We start from the raw sequence: 16,478 nt of genomic DNA on the forward strand, positions 1-16,478 counted from the left end.
CCTGTCAATGTGCTTAGAAATTATCAGTTTGAACAACCGGTCCTTACCCCAAACATGACATGGTGTAACTGTCTTGGCATGGACCAGCGTATAGTCGTGAACGAAGATTTTTCTACAACCCGTGATGCAGATCGCAGTTCAAATTCCGCATTGAACTATTTTGGCACTGTGTTTGGAAAGTTCCGAAACAAAAAACAACCCCACCATGAAACAATTTTTGACAATTCTAGCATTATGCACCTTGGGCATCACCACCATGCAAGCCCAGAAAGTGAACGAGACCGTAGAGATCGAATCCGCCGGTGCCTGGTATCCGGGAAAGATCCTCAAAGCTGAAGGGGACAAATACTTCATCACCTATGAAGGCTGGTCAGATAGCTTCGATGAATGGGTAACAGTGGATCGCCTGCGTAACTTTAAAACTGCTGCAACTCCTGCTCCCTCTTCGCCCCTTACCAAATTCAATGTGGGCGACAAAGTGGAAGTGGAATACGGCATGGTACCTGAACCTGCTACCGTGATCGAAGTGGGCGAGAACAAATACCACATCAAATACGACAACACCTTGTTCAAGGACAAGTGGGTAACGGAGAAAGAGATCACGAAGCTGTAGGTTAGGTCCGGTTTTACATCCTAGGCCGAGGGTCACATATCGGTGGATATCACAAAAGTTGCTGTCCGCACCAACTCCCCATTCGCACCTAACAGCACCAAGCGGTATCTACCCGGCAACAATTCCTTTTTGCCTTGTGGCGAATTCGCGGACACCCACCAACGCAATGGGTGAAGCATCACGATGCGTTCATTTCACTCTGCCCAAGGCATGCCGCAATCCATCTGTGCCACGGGAAATGGATGTCGTTCCACCCAACTACCATCGGTCAGCATTTCGATACTGAACTGGGGCATCCAGCTCGCGCAGCCACCGTCGAGTATCACACCACCAGTAATCTGGAGCCAGATGGTGTCGGCATGTTGTTGTTCGATCTCCAACACCTTCAGCGCAGGTCGTGCGGCGATCTCTTGCTCGTACGTTCCGATCTCGGCCAGCCCTGGCGACTGCGATTCCGATGGCACCACCTGGAGTTGTTCATTATAGTATTTCTCCTGCTCCGATAATTGTCGCCGGTAGTCCGTATCCCGGGCATGACCGAGCCCATCTGCGATACGTTGCTCCAACTTGTCGAACGCCGGGTCGTCCGCCAACTCAGCATAGGTGTATCGACCAACACGAAAACGGAATACTTCGGGTGAAGGGTGGTCACCGGAACGCACCATCACGCGTTGCACCAAGGCCCAACGATCAGCAGGTGCATCCGGCAGATCGATCCGCATGATCCGATCAGCTTGGATCACCTGTATATGGAGATCGGTACACCAACAGTCGATGATGCTGAAAACCTTCCGATCCCTGCCCGGTGCAGGCATCTCGGTCCCGGCCAGCGACCACTGCTTGTGATCGCCCGGATTCTCCGGACCGTACGGATATCCTTCAGCAACCGTGAAGTGGATCTCTACCGACCACGGCTCCGTTGTCTTCGTGCGCGCTGCTTCGCGCAGCATGGCATTCTCCACATACGACCCCTTCATTGGCCTACCGTTCGCGTTGTGCACCATGAGAAAGGTGAGATCCGGACCGCCTGGTTGTGCGTGTAGCAGGAACGGAAGGAACAGCAGAACGAATGCACACTTCCGCGCGATCTTTCCGCCTACCAAGTTGAATACATTTCGCAGCATCACCATCCAAAGGTCAAGTAGAACAAACTCTGTTGATCCTTCCATTTCAAGTACGTGCTGTACCTGCCATATGGCAGATCGGTAACATCCACCCACTTATCGGTCTCTCCGTCCGTTGGCATGTCCACACGCAAACTGATGTTGCTTTCCGCGACACCGAGGGTATCCTGTCTAGACAGTTCGAAATGCGTATCCGGGCCGCTTGCCGGGAAATGCAAAAGGTGGTTGGCGTAATTCGGATCGCGCATAATAGGGATCTCCAGTGGACCAATGCGTGAGAAGTTCATGATCAACGAAAATTCGTAACGCGCTGTGTCATACAGTGCCATCACTTCCGTACGCTGTGCCATCCACAGGGCGTCGAACTGTTCGGTCAGTTGCGCGTTGATCGGATCATTCAACTGGGCAAGAACGAACCAGCCATTCCGGAACGGAAGCAACACCGGCGGACGAGGAGGAACACCCACACGCGCCGTGCGGGCCAACATCCGTTCTTCGATATCGCCATTGCCAGCAAGGTCAACGATCATGGTATCCACACCGCGCACCACGCGCAGTTTGTTGTCCGTGGTGGTGTAATTCCATCCGACCTCAACCGCTTTGATCGAAGTTCCATTCACGGTGATCAACGACTTCAATTGCATCGGCTTTCCGGGATAATTCACCGGTATGCGCGGGTCGGTATAGCTCCACCATTGGCCGCGAGCGAGGTACTCTACCGTGTAGCTTCCTTGCAGCGGAATGAGGTCCTTGCTGTCCTCGATGAAGGCATAGTTGTAACGATATGAGCACAGATCTGACTGACCACATGCGCTATCAGGCAAGAAGAATAAGGACATTATGATAAGTAGTCGCATTGGGTTAAAATACACCCAAGTAGATAAAAGGTTCGCTAGCGCCACCATTTAGTGCATACGCACCACCGGCCTATCCTACTTTTGCCAATGCAACTTATTGCACTGATGCGTCGATCAACTCTTCTCCTGCTCTTGTTAGGACCCGCCGCATGCGCGCAAGTTCTACCCGACCCTCCGCAGATCTGGCTGAACACATGCATGCCGACCAACTCGAACACCGTCACCGTATGTTCAAGTGGTTGCGACTACACCAATCCGCAACTACAATCGGCGATCGACAACGCGCTACCGGGCACCACGATTCTGCTTCAGAGCGGACACAACTACAGTGGTCCGTACACCCTTCCCGCGAAGGTCGGTGATGAATGGATCATCATCCGCACGAACATCTCCGACGCTCAATTGCCGGATGAGGACCATCGCATCGACCCATCTTACGCTGCGCTACTGGCCAAGATCCAAGCGCCCGTGAACCAATCCGCCTTGATCTTCGCAAGCGGTGCACACCACTACCGCGTGATGGATCTGGAAGTGCGGACCGTTGGTTACAGTTATGACATCATCGTTGCGGGTAGTGCGGAAACATCGGTCGCAAATGTGCCGCACGATATCGTGTTCGATCGGCTGTACATTCATGGCGATCCGATCCTTGGCACCAAGCGTGGCATCCGCTTGAACAGCGCCAGTTCCGCCGTGATCAATTGCTGGATCAGTGATTGCAAGGCCAACGGACAGGATGCACAGGCCATTGCCGGATGGAACGGTCCCGGTCCCTTCAAGATCGTGAATAACCACTTGGAAGGAAGTGGCGAGAACGTCATGTTCGGCGGGGCACTCGCGACGATCACCGACCTCATCCCATCCGATATCGAGATCCGCAACAATCACTTTTTCAAACCACCGAGTTGGCGCATCAGCGACCCCAATTACGAAGGCACGCCGTGGTGCATCAAGAACCTCTTCGAACTAAAGAACGCGCAACGTGTTTGGGTGGAAGGCAATATTTTTGAGAACAACTGGGCGCATTGCCAAAGCGGCTTCGCCATCGTGTTCACACCGCGTACGGAAAGCGGCGCTGCGATGAACAACCGTGTCACAGATGTTACTTGGTGCCACAATCAGTTGATCAACAGCGATGGTGGCTTCAACATCAGTGGGCACGACGATCAGCTGCCGAACCCGGTGAGCACACGCATCCTCATCGAGCACAACCTTTCTTACGCGATCAGCAATGTCAACAAGATGTACCAGTTCCTGAACGGCGCAGAGCACGTCACCATAAAACACAACACCGACCTCAATACCGGCACCACCACCAGCGCCGCCGGCGCGCCCATGGTGGCGCTCACCTTCGCTGATAACATCGTGGGTTACGGTGCCTATGGCGTATGTGGCACCGGATCGGGATGTGGTAACGCGACCATCAATACCTACTTCCCCGGATCAACGTTCACGCACAATGTGATCGTGGGCGTAGCAGGTGGTGCCTCCGGAAATCCGAACCAATACCCTCCGTTCCATTGGTTCCCGACACAACCAAGTGCTGTTGGTTTCGCAGACATCAGCACCAACAATTATCACTTGCTTGCTTCCAGTCCATACGCTGGTGGGGCATCGGACGGCACCGACATTGGTGCTGATATCGACAGCGTGAATGCACATACCAATGAAGTACTTGCAGGTTACTGGCCTGCTTGCACGAACATCTCCACTGGGACGAGTGCAGATCCAAACCCGCGATCACTTTACATTTTCCCGAACCCCGCAGCACAACACTTTGTCCTGGAACTACCCTACAACGAACCGCAACGCTACTCGCTGCACAATGCAGATGGACGCACAATACGAAATGGAACCGCGTTTACCGGAGAACCCATTTCCGTGGAAGAATTGCCGAATGGAACGTACTTCATTCGCTTTGATCTGCTCCCGAACGGCACGGCAAAGCTGGTCATTGCGCGGTAGGTTTTGGCGGTAACCGGTACGTTCAAAGTTCGTATTGAGCCGATAAGACCCCATCATTCGCTCAAAAACCCAAAGATCTTTTCCATCAGCTCTTTCCGAATGCCGCGCTTGTCCCGCTCCAGAACGTAGATGGAAACCGATGCATTCAACGCTGGGAAATAATTAACGACCGTGCCCCAGAAGCCTCCATGAACGAATCCTTCCAACCCATTCACATCATCTCCCGACAGATGCACAGTATTGAGGACGGCCAGCGTGCATTAGGCCATGTCGAATGGAACTGCCCGTTGTCTAGCCGCTAACCCCACCTATTTTTACACCATGCGCATCCGCTTTCAAAAAGAACACGGTGGCCACCGATTGATCTGCACACGGCGCGATGGTTCATTCACGCAAAGCGCAGTGGGACCTTCGCTTCCCGAACACGACTTGGCGCATTTCGTTGTGGAAAGTGAATTGCGGTTGGATCAAGGTTTTTTCGGACTGATCAACGAAGGGTACAGCATTCAACAACTCGGTGATCCGGCGGTGATCCCTAGCCTACCTGCTGGCTCCATGGAGGCAGAGGTGCTTACACGCACCTTGCAGGGTTTGAGCAATGGCGCGGTGGCCCAAAGCGATTTTGGTGCAAGCGTTGAGGCGGAACTTTCCCGCGTACCCAAAGGTCTTACCGATGCGGTGATCACGCACATGCTTCAGACCTACGTTACGCTCCTGAACAGTTGGGATAACGTAGCGGAAGGTGCCGCGCTGGAACTGCGGTGGCGTTGATCCAGCAGACTATTATAAAGAAGTACTTCCATCTTACTGAAAACAGACTCGAGCACAACTTTCTTTCTAAGAACAACACGCGACATTCGATAAGATATCGATCAACATCAACCCAAGTCGTGTTGGTATAATTGATCGATCCGATATGCGAGATCACTCTCGATCCGCGTCCTCCACGAACGGAACTTTCGCTTTCAACTTGTGATCATTCAATTTTCCGAAACGGGTGCGCAGCAAATTCGAAAGACTTTGTGCGGCACCTTCTACAGCTTGATGATTGTTCGATGGTTTATATGTTGCAGCAACGGGATCCATTCCATTCGGGCGTGCTTCCATCGTGCAGCTATGGTCATTGGGTCCGGTCTTGTCGGCGTTCATATCCTGTACGTGTACTTCCACTCGGGTAATGCGTTCCGCGAAGTGGCTCAAGCTCTTCTCTACTACGTTACGTACATGCTCAGCAAAGGCTTCAGAGCCTTCGATGTTCTTATCGGTGTTGATCTGTATCTGCATGTGCTAAAGGTACGGATCAAACCATTTCGCACATTGGGTCTGGTCACAAGAAATGATAAACATTTCAAAGGGTTAGCCATCCCTCCATTTCTATCATATTAACTAGAGAAAAATATGAATGAAAAATTCTTAACAGGCAAATTGGGAAATATCAGAAAGTAAATGAAAGAGCCGTTTATTGTTCATTCAGGGTGCTGTTGGTGAGGGTGTTTCACATCCCGATCTGCTGATTCGTAACTAAGTTACCCTGAAGCTTGGTTCCATAGCATCAAACACCCATAGGAAGTTGAGAATTTATTCCCCGATCCCGGTAATGGATTTCCCTTGCGCGCAGGTTATGAGATCGAGAATTACGAAGTATAACTAGTGTTACCAACACTTTTCGACAAAGCCTGAATACGGCATGGTTCTTTTAGAGGCGTTGACGCATATTAAAACTTACGCCGTCCCAATATCACGGATCACGTAACTCGACCAACATCTTTGTACCTAAGTGAATAACATAAAGAGGCTTTCGTCCTTTTACGTGGGTTAGTTCAAAGTCCAATTGCTACAAGGCTTACAAGAGACAACACCTAAGAAACTTACAACAACTAAAACCGATAAACCATGAAACCTTACAAATACATTTTACCGATACTGCTCATCACTTCACTGAGCAGCACCGCCCAAGAGATCCGCTTTTCAGCGGGGTACAATGGATCCAACATCAAAGAAACCGGAACTGATAAATGGGCGGGTCGAGCCGGCTACCAGTTCGGTGCTGATGTGCTACTTGGCAATCGTGTCTTCGTGAAACCCGGCATCAATTTTATGGTGCGCAACTTGAATTACAGTTTTGCGGATACGACGGGGATCACACCTACCGAATTTAAGTATACATCGCGCTATTTGAGTGTCCCGATAATGCTAGGTGTGAACTTTCTTGACCCTACGGATGATCCACCGATCAACGCTTATGTTATGGCAGGGCCAACTGCGCTGTTCAACCTAAGTGCTGACCTGAACAATAATAATCTGGATGTGCAGACCAGTTCCAGCCAATGGTACGTAGGGTTTGGAGCGGGTCTTGAGTTCAGTTTCCTGTTCCTGGAAGCTGGTTACGACGTGGCCTTGACCAAAGAGTTCGACGAGTTCAATCGTCCGAATTTGACAACCAATCCGAAAGTGAACTATCTCCATATTGTTGGAGGAGTGCGCCTACGACTTGCGAAATAATTGTTGGTTAGCTAAGACGATAGGGTCATATCGTATTAGCTAACCAACACAGCAGCTATCACGCTCTTTATTACCCCCATGCTTCGCTGCTACAGGTAATGGAGAGCGTTATCACATTCATGTCAGGTCATAACATTACGCGACATCACTATGATAAGTTCTTGGAGCATCATCGTCAGTGCATCTCTCGTGCATGACCTGTGTAAAATGAAAGATGCACGATCTTGCACGAGCTACTAGTGATCCTGGTCGGCAATAGTCACAACAAGATCACTTCACTGCTGAGATCGAACGTCGCTTGATCCATTTGTATACTTCGAACCACAACACGGAAGCCAGACCGATCACCGCAGATAGGCCAAGCTGTGTTAGCGTTGGCGAAGCCAAATGGAAGAAGGAACGGATCACTGGTATATAAAGCATCGCGACCAACAAGCCGATAGTGAGCAGCAACATGCCACGCAGCAGCAAATTGCTATTGCCATAGCTCGTGAAAAGCGAAGCAGTGAATGAACGGTTTACCAGTGTGAGCCCGATGTTCGCTATGACCAATGTGCTGAAGACCATGGTCCGGACCAGTTCCTCATGATAGCCTTGTTGCACAGAGATCTGATATGCGCCCAGTGTGCCTAGCGTGATCACCAGTCCCTGCCAGATACTGATGGAAAGATCCTTCCACGTGAGGAAGGTGAGGCTGAGGGGGCGCGGTGATCGCAACATGCCGTCCTTTTCAAGTGGTTCGTTCTCGTAAACGATACTGCACGTAGGACCCATGATCAGTTCCAAGAAGATCACATGTAACGGAGTGAAAATGTTGGGATAGATCCACCCTAGGAACAACGGCAATGATACAGTGAGGATGATGGGGATATGGATGGAGATGATATACTGTATTGCTTTTTTCAGATTGCCATAGATCTTGCGGCCCAACGCAACGGCCTCCACCATGTTGCCCAGATCATCGTTCACGAGGATCAACGACGCTGCTTCCTTGGCGAGTTCACTACCCCGCTTGCCCATAGCGATACCGATGTGCGCGGCTTTTAACGCAGGTCCATCGTTCACTCCATCACCGGTCATTGCAACCACATGGCCTTCTGCTTGCAAGGCTTTAATGATCCGCAGTTTCGCCTCGGGGAACATGCGCGTGAAGATGTTCGTGTCGTGCACCACCTTGCGCAGATCGGCATCATCCAACAGCATCATTTCATCGCCGTTCATGGTCTTTTCAGCTCCACGGAAGCCGGTCTGTTTTGCAATGGCAGCGGTGGTGAGCGCGTTGTCGCCGGTGATGATCTTCACTTGGATGCCCGCGGTGTAGAACTGTTGGAACACGCCACTAATGTTTGCTTTCGGTGGATCATTGAACGCTACCAGCCCAAGGAAGTCCAGCCTGAATTCCTCTTGATCCTTCGGATACGCATCTCCGGAGAACTTCGCTTGGGCAACACCAAGCACACGCAATCCTTGCCCCGCCAATGCCTCAACTTGTGCAAGTACTGCGTTCTTCTCCGGATCACTCAACGATGACTGGCGCAACACTCGTTCCGGTGCACCCTTGCAGGCGATGATCCGTTCGCCAGCACTGTTCGCGAACACGTGTGTCATCATCGGTGGTTTGCCACCAAGCGGATACTCATGCGCCATGTGGAATTCCGGCCGGCGATCACGTTGTGAGGTATCCTTGTAGACCTTATGCAGCGCCACTTCCATGGGGTCGAACGGAACGGGCTCACTTGCCCACATCGCGATCTCGATCACCCGCTGAGCCTCTGCTTCGCGCCATGCTTCCGCGGCCATTGTACGTCCATTCGCTTGCACGAAGATCTGCGCCAACGTCATCCGGTTCTCGGTAATGGTACCGGTCTTGTCCGTGCAGATGACGGTGGCCGAACCCAATGTTTCCACCGTGGTGGAGCGCTTCACGATAACACCTTGTTTGGCCAAGCGCCATGCACCCAATGCCAAGAACGTAGCAAATGCAACAGGGATCTCTTCCGGCAGAATGGACATCGCCAAGGTGAGTCCAGTGAGCAAGCTATCCAATAGCGATCCGCTGCGCGAATACGCCACGACCCATACGGCGAGGAACACCACTACGCCCACAATGGCCATGTTGCGAACGAACCGTGTGATCTGTTCTTGGAGCGGTGTCGGCGGCACTTCGATTGCTTCGAGGGACGTACTGATCTTGCCCAACTGTGTGCCTTTTCCAACCGCTGAAACGCGGTACACCGCAAGCCCGGAAACAACCTGTGTGCCTTTGCTCACCTTGGCCAGTTCCGGATCATCCATGTTGCGCGCTATCGCGAACGCTTCACCCGTGAGGATCGATTCATTCACACTGAAATCGTTGCTCTGCACGATCACTCCATCTGCCGCGAGCAAACTGCCTTCTTCTGCTACGACCAGATCGCCGACCACAACATCCTCGACAGGCACTTTCAACACAGCGTTGTTACGTATCACCGTGGCTTGTGCTTCGCTGAATGCCCGCAGTGCGTCGAGCGCTCTGCGACTCCGCGAGTCCTGATAAATGCTGATCGTCGAAACAAGAACGATCGCGCCCGCCATGAAATAGGCTTCGGTGCGTTCACCCAACGCAAAGTAGATGATGCTCGTGGCCAGTAGCAGCAGGAACATCGGTTCCATCACCGCACCCCTCACCGCAGGCCAGAAATTTCCTTGTGTTCTTTCCGCAATGGTATTCCGTCCGTGGCGCGTTCGCGCAACACTCACCTCAGCCTCGGTAAGACCAGGGAAGGAGAAGGGATTTGAGGGCATCGGCGGTTAAGGTAAGTTGCGGATAGCTAACTAAATAACCCTCGGGTTCTACACTAATACTCGGACGTAGCATGGATGCTTTGATCGCTTAGTAAATGGCCAAGCTTCACCATGATGATCTGGCAGGAAGAACATATTGCGCGTTGCAAGAATGGGTCTGCGAGATCCGTTCCTTCCCGGAAAAATCGACCATCTCATGGTCGGCGACAAGATCGAACAGCGCTTCGAACTGTTCCTGTCCGAATTAAAATCACCATTTCTCGTTATGCTACTTCTGGTGATCGCAACATCATACCTATGATGGCACATCAGTACAGCGAGAAAAAGACCGGATACCTATGACCGAAGGAGTCTAAGCTCTGCTTTTCTTCCGCATAATTTCTGCCGCCTCAGCCTTCCACTGCGCCAGCAGACCGTCGCCTTCTTGGATCATCTCAGCGAACGGATCACTACTTGCTTTTACCTCATCGGGTTTGGAAGTGGCGGCAGCTCGGCTTCTAGGAGCGGAACGCAACATCATCGCAGTGGTCCCTGCCGCCAAGATCATCGCAATGGTCATTAATTTCTTCGGTGTCATTGTACATAGTGTTTGTCGCGGCTCTCTCCAGAAAGCGTGCCAATTCAACTGTTGTCGTAAGCAACTGCCAACTCTTCCGTGCGTCCAAAAGTTCATTATCGGAACGTGGCCATCTTCACGCCTCCCATTCCTGCATCATACCCTTCCATTTCGGTAGGGTAATCGATCCTTCAACAAAGCGATCGAACGATGCAAAGCCTCGCCAGTAGTGCTTGAATCCAATATCCGAGGGGATCCGGCATCTACTTCGCCATGGCGTGGACACGATCATAAATGCGATCACCGTCCGGCATCCTCCTACTTGAACAATTGTTGACACAACACATCACCTGACATGATGCATTTCAATACCAAGTCACCCTAATGAACACCGCCTCACATTACAATAACGTGATCCAAGTTCAGAACTCTAAATGACACTTAACAAAATAACAAAATGATGACCCTCCTCTTGATCGTCTGTGGCCTTCTGTGCTTCGGGCTCCTTTTTCGCTCTATTCAATGGTTTGAAAAGATCTAACTCCGATGATATTCCTTCTGATCATTGCCTTCCTCCTCTTCGCCTACATGTGTTATGTGCTGGTGAAACCAGAAAAATTCTGAACCTATGCTGAACACTGAACTCTTCGGCATACTGGCCATGTTCTTCGGCTCACTGGTGCTGGCCATTCCATTGGGCCGGTACATCGCCCGTGTGTATGGCGGTGAACGCTCGTTGTTGGACCCTGTGATGGGTCCGATCGAACGTTTCTTCTTCCGCCTTTCCGGTATCGACTCTAAGCGCGAGATGAATTGGAAAGAGCACTTGAGAGCGCTGCTTACGATCAATATGATCTGGTTCCTCTGGACGATGTTCGTGCTGATGAACCAGAGTTGGTTGCCTTGGAATCCGGACGGAAATCCTAGCATGAGCGCCGACCTCGCGTTCAACACGGCCATCAGTTTCGTAGTGAATTGCAACCTGCAACATTACAGTGGTGAAACCGGAGCAACCTACTTCAGCCAGATCTTCGGGATGATGTTCCTGCAGTTCGTTAGCGCTGCCACGGGCATGGCTGCAGCCGCGATGGTCTTCAACGCACTGAGGGAGCGTACAAGCGAAAAGCTTGGCAACTTCTATGATTATTTCTTGAAAAGCCTTACCCGCGTGCTGCTACCATTGTCGATCATCGTGGCAGTACTGCTGATGTTCAGCGGAACACCACAGACCGCTTTGGGGAAAGACAGCATTGTCACTTTGCAAGGAGATAGCGTGGATGTTTCCCGTGGTCCGGTCGCGGGCTTCGTGGCCATCAAGCACTTGGGAACGAACGGCGGCGGTTACTACGGAACCAACAGTGCTCACCCGCTTGAGAATCCCTCCTACTTCTCCAACATGGTGGAGATGGTGAGCCAGCTGATCATTCCCTTCGGGATGGTCTTCGCGCTGGGCTTCTATTTGAAGCGGAGAAAGTTCGCTTGGATGGTGTTCGGCGTGATGACCGCCGGCTTCCTCGCTCTGGCCATTCCGAACATCGTGATGGAGATGAACGGAAGCCCGGCGATCGATGCACTGGGAATAAGCCAGAGCAGCGGTGCCATGGAGGGAAAGGAAATGCGCCTGGGCGCTGCAGCCTCTGGATTCTGGAGCATTGTGACCACCGTGATCAGCACGGGATCGGTGAACTCCATGCACGACAGCTCCATGCCCCTGAGCGGCATGAACGAACTGCTCGCCATGATGACCAATGCATTCTACGGCGGCGTGGGCGTGGGCATACTCAATGTATTCGTGTTCATCATCCTCGCGGTGTTCATCAGCGGGTTGATGGTGGGCCGCACGCCCGAGTTCATGGGCAAGAAGATCGAAGCACGCGAGATGAAGATCGCACTGATCGTCGCCCTCCTGCATCCGCTGATGATCCTCGCCGGCACTGCACTGGCCGCATACGGCATCACGCATGACCCCTCCTATGCGTGGCTGAACAATCCCGGGGCGCATGGCTTCAGCGAAATGCTCTACGAATACACCAGCGCCGCGGCCAACAACGGCAGTGGCTTCGAGGGCCTCGGTGACAATACACCGTGGTGGAACATCAGCACGGGCATCGTCCTGATCCTCTCCCGCTTCCTGCCGATCATCGGGCCGTTGGCCATCGCCGGGCTGCTTGCCGAGAAGAGGTTCATTCCCGAAAGCGCAGGCACCTTGAAGACGGACACAGGCACCTTCGGCATGATGGTCTTCGGCGTGATCGCCATCGTGGCCGCGCTCTCATTCTTCCCAGCACTTGCCCTGGGCCCCATCGCCGAATACTTCAGCTTCTGATCACCATGAAAAACCAACAACCCACCTCCCTCTTCCAGCGCGACCTGGTCATGGAGGCCATAAAACAGTCGTTCGTGAAACTGGACCCTCGGATCATGGTGCGCAACCCGGTGATGTTCACTGTGGAAGTGGGCACTGCGGTCATGCTCGTGGTCTCCCTCTGGTTGCTGTTCAGCGGCGATGCCTCACAAGGCTCGCTGGGCAACAACATCACCATCTTCCTGCTGCTGCTGCTCACGCTACTCTTCGCCAATTTCGCGGAAGGCATCGCTGAGGCACGCGGCAAGGCCCAGGCCGATTCGCTCCGCAAAACGCGGGAGGACACACCGGCCAAGTTGAAGCTCGCCGATGGTAGCGTGAAGATGATCCGCAGCAACGAACTGCGCAAAGGCGACCTCTTCTACTGCGAAGCCGGTGACCTGATCCCCAACGACGGCGAGATCATCGAAGGACTCGCGAGCATTGATGAAAGCGCGATCACCGGAGAGAGTGCGCCGGTGATCCGTGAAGGCGGCGGCGACCGCAGCAGTGTGACCGGTGGCACACGGGTGCTCAGCGATCACATCACCGTGCAAGTGACCGGCGAACCCGGCAGCAGTTTCCTGGACCGCATGATCGCTTTGGTGGAAGGCGCGAGCCGCCAGAAGACACCGAACGAGATCGCTCTGACGATCCTGCTCGCCGGCTTTACGCTCATCTTCATCATCGTGTGCGTCACGTTGCAACCCTTCGCAGGCTATGCGAACGCAACGGTCAGCATCGCAGCGTTGATCTCCTTGTTCGTTTGCTTGATCCCCACCACGATCGGTGGCCTGCTCAGCGCCATCGGCATCGCGGGCATGGACCGTGCGCTGCGCGCCAATGTGATCAGCAAAAGCGGCAAGGCAGTGGAAACTGCGGGCGACATCGATGTGCTCTTGCTGGACAAGACCGGCACCATCACCATCGGCAACCGGAAGGCAACGGCCTTCTTCCCGGCCCCGGGCGTGGATCGTTCAGCTTTCATCCGTTCATGCGCGCTCAGTTCGATCGCAGATGATACAGCAGAAGGCAAGAGCATTTTGGAACTCGCTGGTGCGGATGTTACCAAAGGTCTTTCGCTGCAAGGTGCTGCATTGATCCCATTCACCGCCCAGACCCGCACCAGCGGTGTGGACCTGCCGAACGGACAGCGCATCCGCAAAGGTGCACAGGACGCACTGCGTAAGTTGACCTTGCAAGCCGGGCTCGCCGTTCCTGCGGAAGTTGAAGCAGAAGTGAAGCGCATCGCCGAGAACGGCGGTACGCCACTCGTGGTTGCCGAGAATGATCGGATCACGGGTTGCATCGAACTCCAGGACATCATTAAGCCCGGCATACGCGAGCGTTTCGAACGACTGCGGAAAATGGGTGTGAAGACGGTGATGGTGACCGGCGACAATCCGCTGACCGCAAAGTACATCGCCGAGAAAGCTGGTGTGGACGACTTCATTGCAGAAGCTACGCCCGAGGACAAGATGGCCTATATCAAGAAGGAACAACAGAGCGGACGTTTGGTCGCGATGATGGGCGACGGAACGAACGATGCGCCCGCACTAGCACAAGCAGATGTAGGAGTGGCCATGAACAGCGGAACACAGGCCGCCAAGGAAGCCGGTAACATGGTGGATCTGGACAACGACCCAACAAAACTCATCGAGGTGGTGGAGATCGGCAAGCAGTTGCTAATGACCCGTGGTACACTAACTACCTTCAGTATAGCGAACGATGTGGCCAAGTATTTCGCCATCGTCCCCGCACTATTCATGGCCAGCATACCTGCTTTGGGTGCGCTGAACATCATGCGCCTGCACAGCCCGGAAAGCGCGATCCTAAGCGCAGTGATCTTCAATGCGCTGATCATTCCTGCGCTGATCCCATTAGCACTACGCGGAGTAGCCTACAAACCGATCGGGGCATCTGCTCTACTGCGTAGAAATCTCTTGATCTACGGACTCGGTGGACTTATCGTGCCCTTCATCGGCATCAAGGTCATCGACCTCGCAGTGTCATTCTTCATCTGATCCAAAAACGCGATGCCGGGTCAAGCCCGGCATGACAGACCATGAAACAGAACCTCCTTCCCGCAGTGAAGCTTACGCTGATCTGCCTTGTCTTCTTCAGTGGCGTGTATACCTTTGCGTTGATCGGGATCGCGAAACTGACGCCCAACGGTGGCAATGCTGAAACCGTTGAGCACGACGGCCACGTGTACTACACCAACCTCGCACAGTCCTTCACGCAGGACAATTACTTCTGGAGCCGCCCGAGCACAGTGGGCTACAACGCGGCCGGTTCCGGTGCCAGCAATAAGGGAGCGACGAACCCGGAATACCTCGCCACCGTGCAAGCGAGGATCGATACGTTCATCGTACACAACCCCGGTGTTGCCAAGAGTGACATCCCAAGTGAACTGGTCACTGTCAGCGGCAGCGGACTCGATCCACACGTGAGCGTGCAAGGCGCTCAGGTGCAGGCACAGCGCGTCGCTAATGCGCGTGGAATGGAAACTGGCGTTGTACTGAAACTCATCGATGAGCATACCGACGCGCCTTTGCTCGGTCTCTTTGGCCCAACCACCGTGAACGTACTTCAACTGAACCTGGCGCTGGACGCCGCCTCCAAATGAAACAACTCCTCCTCCTCCCTACCCTTGGTCTTGTCGTCACGGCGAACGCACAACAACTCGACAGTGCCATCACCATCAGTGCCTATGCCGAAGCGTATTACAGTTACGACATGGCACAGCCGGACAACCACCTGCGGCCCGGGTTCTTCTACAGTTTCAACCGCCACAACGAGGTGAACCTGAACATGGGCATGATCAAAATGGCCTACGCGAAGAACAACGTTCGCGGCAACTTCGCCCTGATGGCGGGTACCTATGCGCAATACAACATGGCCGCTGAGCCGGAACTACTGCGCAGCGTATTCGAGGCCAATGCCGGAGTGAAGCTGAGCAGCAAGAAGAACCTTTGGCTCGACGCGGGTGTCCTTCCCAGCCACATCGGCTTCGAGAGCGCCATCGGCAAGGATTGCTGGAACCTGACACGAAGCATACTGGCGGACAACACGCCCTACTACGAGGCTGGCGCACGCGTGAGCTACACGAGCGACAACGGGAAGTGGTATGCCAGCGGCCTATTGCTGAACGGCTGGCAACGCATCGCTCGTGTTGACGGCAACAATACGCCCGCCTTCGGCACACAACTCACCTACAAGCCGAACGGCAACACCACGCTCAATTGGAGCACCTTCGTGGGTAACGACAAGCCGGATACCGTGAGCCAACCCCGCATCTTCAACAACCTATACGCACAGCTGCAGATCACCGAACGCTTCGGTGTGATAGTGGGCTGCGACATCGGCATGGAGCAAGCGGTCAGTGGGGATAGCAGCAGCACGTGGATCACCCCGATCCTGATACCCCGATACAAGCTGGGCGAAAAGAGCTACCTGGCCGCCCGCGTGGAGTACTACCAGGACGAGAAAGGCGTGATCATCGCAACAGGTACGCCGAACGGATTCACCACCTTGGGTTACTCGCTCAACTTCGACCATTGGGTAAGCCCGAACGTACTTTGGCGCATCGAGGCCCGCAGCCTGAACAGCGAGGACAAGATCTTCGTGGATGCCGATGGTACCGCCACCACGAACAACACTTTCTTCACCTCCAGCATATCCTTCTCCATACCGTGATCACTTCCTTCGGCACAGACCCACTGCTTCGGCC

At 53.5% G+C, this 16,478-nt stretch carries 15 protein-coding genes and 1 pseudogene; 9 read left to right on the plus strand and 7 right to left on the minus strand.

The features are described from left to right. Nucleotides 1-205 precede the first annotated feature (205 nt). Nucleotides 206-613, plus strand: a complete 408-nt coding sequence (locus tag IPF95_17590) for a hypothetical protein (GenBank protein MBK6476496.1) — start codon at nt 206-208, stop codon at nt 611-613. 32 nt (nt 614-645) lie between these two features. Here IPF95_17590 and IPF95_17595 read toward each other — a convergent pair whose 3' ends face one another. Genes IPF95_17595 through IPF95_17605 form a run of 3 tightly spaced genes read right to left on the minus strand, consistent with a single transcriptional unit; the run spans nt 646 to nt 2,594 of the window. Continuing rightward, entirely contained in the window at nt 646-792 is a 147-nt protein-coding gene (locus tag IPF95_17595; GenBank protein ID MBK6476497.1) for a hypothetical protein, read from the minus strand. A gap of 15 nt (nt 793-807) precedes the next feature. After that, nucleotides 808-1,737, minus strand: a complete 930-nt coding sequence (locus tag IPF95_17600) for a hypothetical protein (GenBank protein MBK6476498.1) — start codon at nt 1,735-1,737, stop codon at nt 808-810. Beyond that, nucleotides 1,737-2,594, minus strand: coding sequence for a hypothetical protein (locus tag IPF95_17605; GenBank protein MBK6476499.1), 858 nt, complete (start codon nt 2,592-2,594; stop codon nt 1,737-1,739). The genes IPF95_17600 and IPF95_17605 overlap by 1 nt, the downstream gene beginning before the upstream one ends. A gap of 105 nt (nt 2,595-2,699) precedes the next feature. On the opposite strand from IPF95_17605, the gene IPF95_17610 reads away from it, so the two are divergent. Beyond that, the gene (locus IPF95_17610; protein MBK6476500.1) at nt 2,700-4,559 is read left to right on the plus strand and encodes a T9SS type A sorting domain-containing protein; all 1,860 of its coding nucleotides are present in this window, start codon (nt 2,700-2,702) and stop codon (nt 4,557-4,559) included. 53 nt (nt 4,560-4,612) lie between these two features. Here the strand turns inward: IPF95_17610 and IPF95_17615 are convergent, their stop codons facing one another. Then, complete coding sequence (locus IPF95_17615) at nt 4,613-4,795, minus strand: hypothetical protein (protein ID MBK6476501.1); 183 nt, start codon at nt 4,793-4,795, stop codon at nt 4,613-4,615. Between the two features lie 85 nt (nt 4,796-4,880). On the opposite strand from IPF95_17615, the gene IPF95_17620 reads away from it, so the two are divergent. Then, nucleotides 4,881-5,330, plus strand: coding sequence for a hypothetical protein (locus IPF95_17620; GenBank protein ID MBK6476502.1), 450 nt, complete (start codon nt 4,881-4,883; stop codon nt 5,328-5,330). Nucleotides 5,331-5,483: 153 nt separating this feature from the next. Here IPF95_17620 and IPF95_17625 read toward each other — a convergent pair whose 3' ends face one another. Beyond that, nucleotides 5,484-5,843, minus strand: a complete 360-nt coding sequence (locus IPF95_17625; GenBank protein MBK6476503.1) for an HPF/RaiA family ribosome-associated protein — start codon at nt 5,841-5,843, stop codon at nt 5,484-5,486. A gap of 609 nt (nt 5,844-6,452) precedes the next feature. On the opposite strand from IPF95_17625, the gene IPF95_17630 reads away from it, so the two are divergent. Further along, entirely contained in the window at nt 6,453-7,061 is a 609-nt protein-coding gene (locus tag IPF95_17630; protein MBK6476504.1) for a PorT family protein, read from the plus strand. A 270-nt stretch (nt 7,062-7,331) separates the two neighbouring features. Here the strand turns inward: IPF95_17630 and IPF95_17635 are convergent, their stop codons facing one another. Next, nucleotides 7,332-9,845 (minus strand): cation-translocating P-type ATPase, encoded by a 2,514-nt coding sequence (locus IPF95_17635; protein ID MBK6476505.1) that lies wholly within the window; start codon nt 9,843-9,845, stop codon nt 7,332-7,334. Between the two features lie 352 nt (nt 9,846-10,197). Next, on the minus strand, nt 10,198-10,422 hold the full coding sequence (locus tag IPF95_17640) for a hypothetical protein (GenBank protein ID MBK6476506.1): 225 nt from the start codon (nt 10,420-10,422) through the stop codon (nt 10,198-10,200). A 436-nt stretch (nt 10,423-10,858) separates the two neighbouring features. Between IPF95_17640 and kdpF the strand changes: the two are divergent. The 5 genes and pseudogenes from kdpF (at nt 10,859) to IPF95_17665 (ending at nt 16,444) form a co-directional block, all read left to right on the plus strand. Continuing rightward, nucleotides 10,859-11,025: pseudogene (gene kdpF, locus IPF95_17645) on the plus strand (K(+)-transporting ATPase subunit F). 7 nt (nt 11,026-11,032) lie between these two features. Continuing rightward, nucleotides 11,033-12,727 carry a potassium-transporting ATPase subunit KdpA gene (gene kdpA, locus IPF95_17650; protein ID MBK6476507.1) on the plus strand — a complete coding sequence of 565 codons (1,695 nt, stop codon included), beginning with the start codon at nt 11,033-11,035 and terminating at the stop codon, nt 12,725-12,727. A gap of 5 nt (nt 12,728-12,732) precedes the next feature. Beyond that, the gene (gene kdpB / locus IPF95_17655; protein ID MBK6476508.1) at nt 12,733-14,769 is read left to right on the plus strand and encodes a potassium-transporting ATPase subunit KdpB; all 2,037 of its coding nucleotides are present in this window, start codon (nt 12,733-12,735) and stop codon (nt 14,767-14,769) included. Nucleotides 14,770-14,810: 41 nt separating this feature from the next. Then, nucleotides 14,811-15,374 carry a K(+)-transporting ATPase subunit C gene (locus tag IPF95_17660; protein ID MBK6476509.1) on the plus strand — a complete coding sequence of 188 codons (564 nt, stop codon included), beginning with the start codon at nt 14,811-14,813 and terminating at the stop codon, nt 15,372-15,374. Then, on the plus strand, nt 15,371-16,444 hold the full coding sequence (locus tag IPF95_17665) for a porin (protein ID MBK6476510.1): 1,074 nt from the start codon (nt 15,371-15,373) through the stop codon (nt 16,442-16,444). The genes IPF95_17660 and IPF95_17665 overlap by 4 nt, the downstream gene beginning before the upstream one ends. Nucleotides 16,445-16,478 lie beyond the last annotated feature (34 nt).

Source organism: Flavobacteriales bacterium (assembly GCA_016704485.1).
Classification (GTDB): Bacteria; Bacteroidota; Bacteroidia; order Flavobacteriales_F; family PHOS-HE28; genus PHOS-HE28.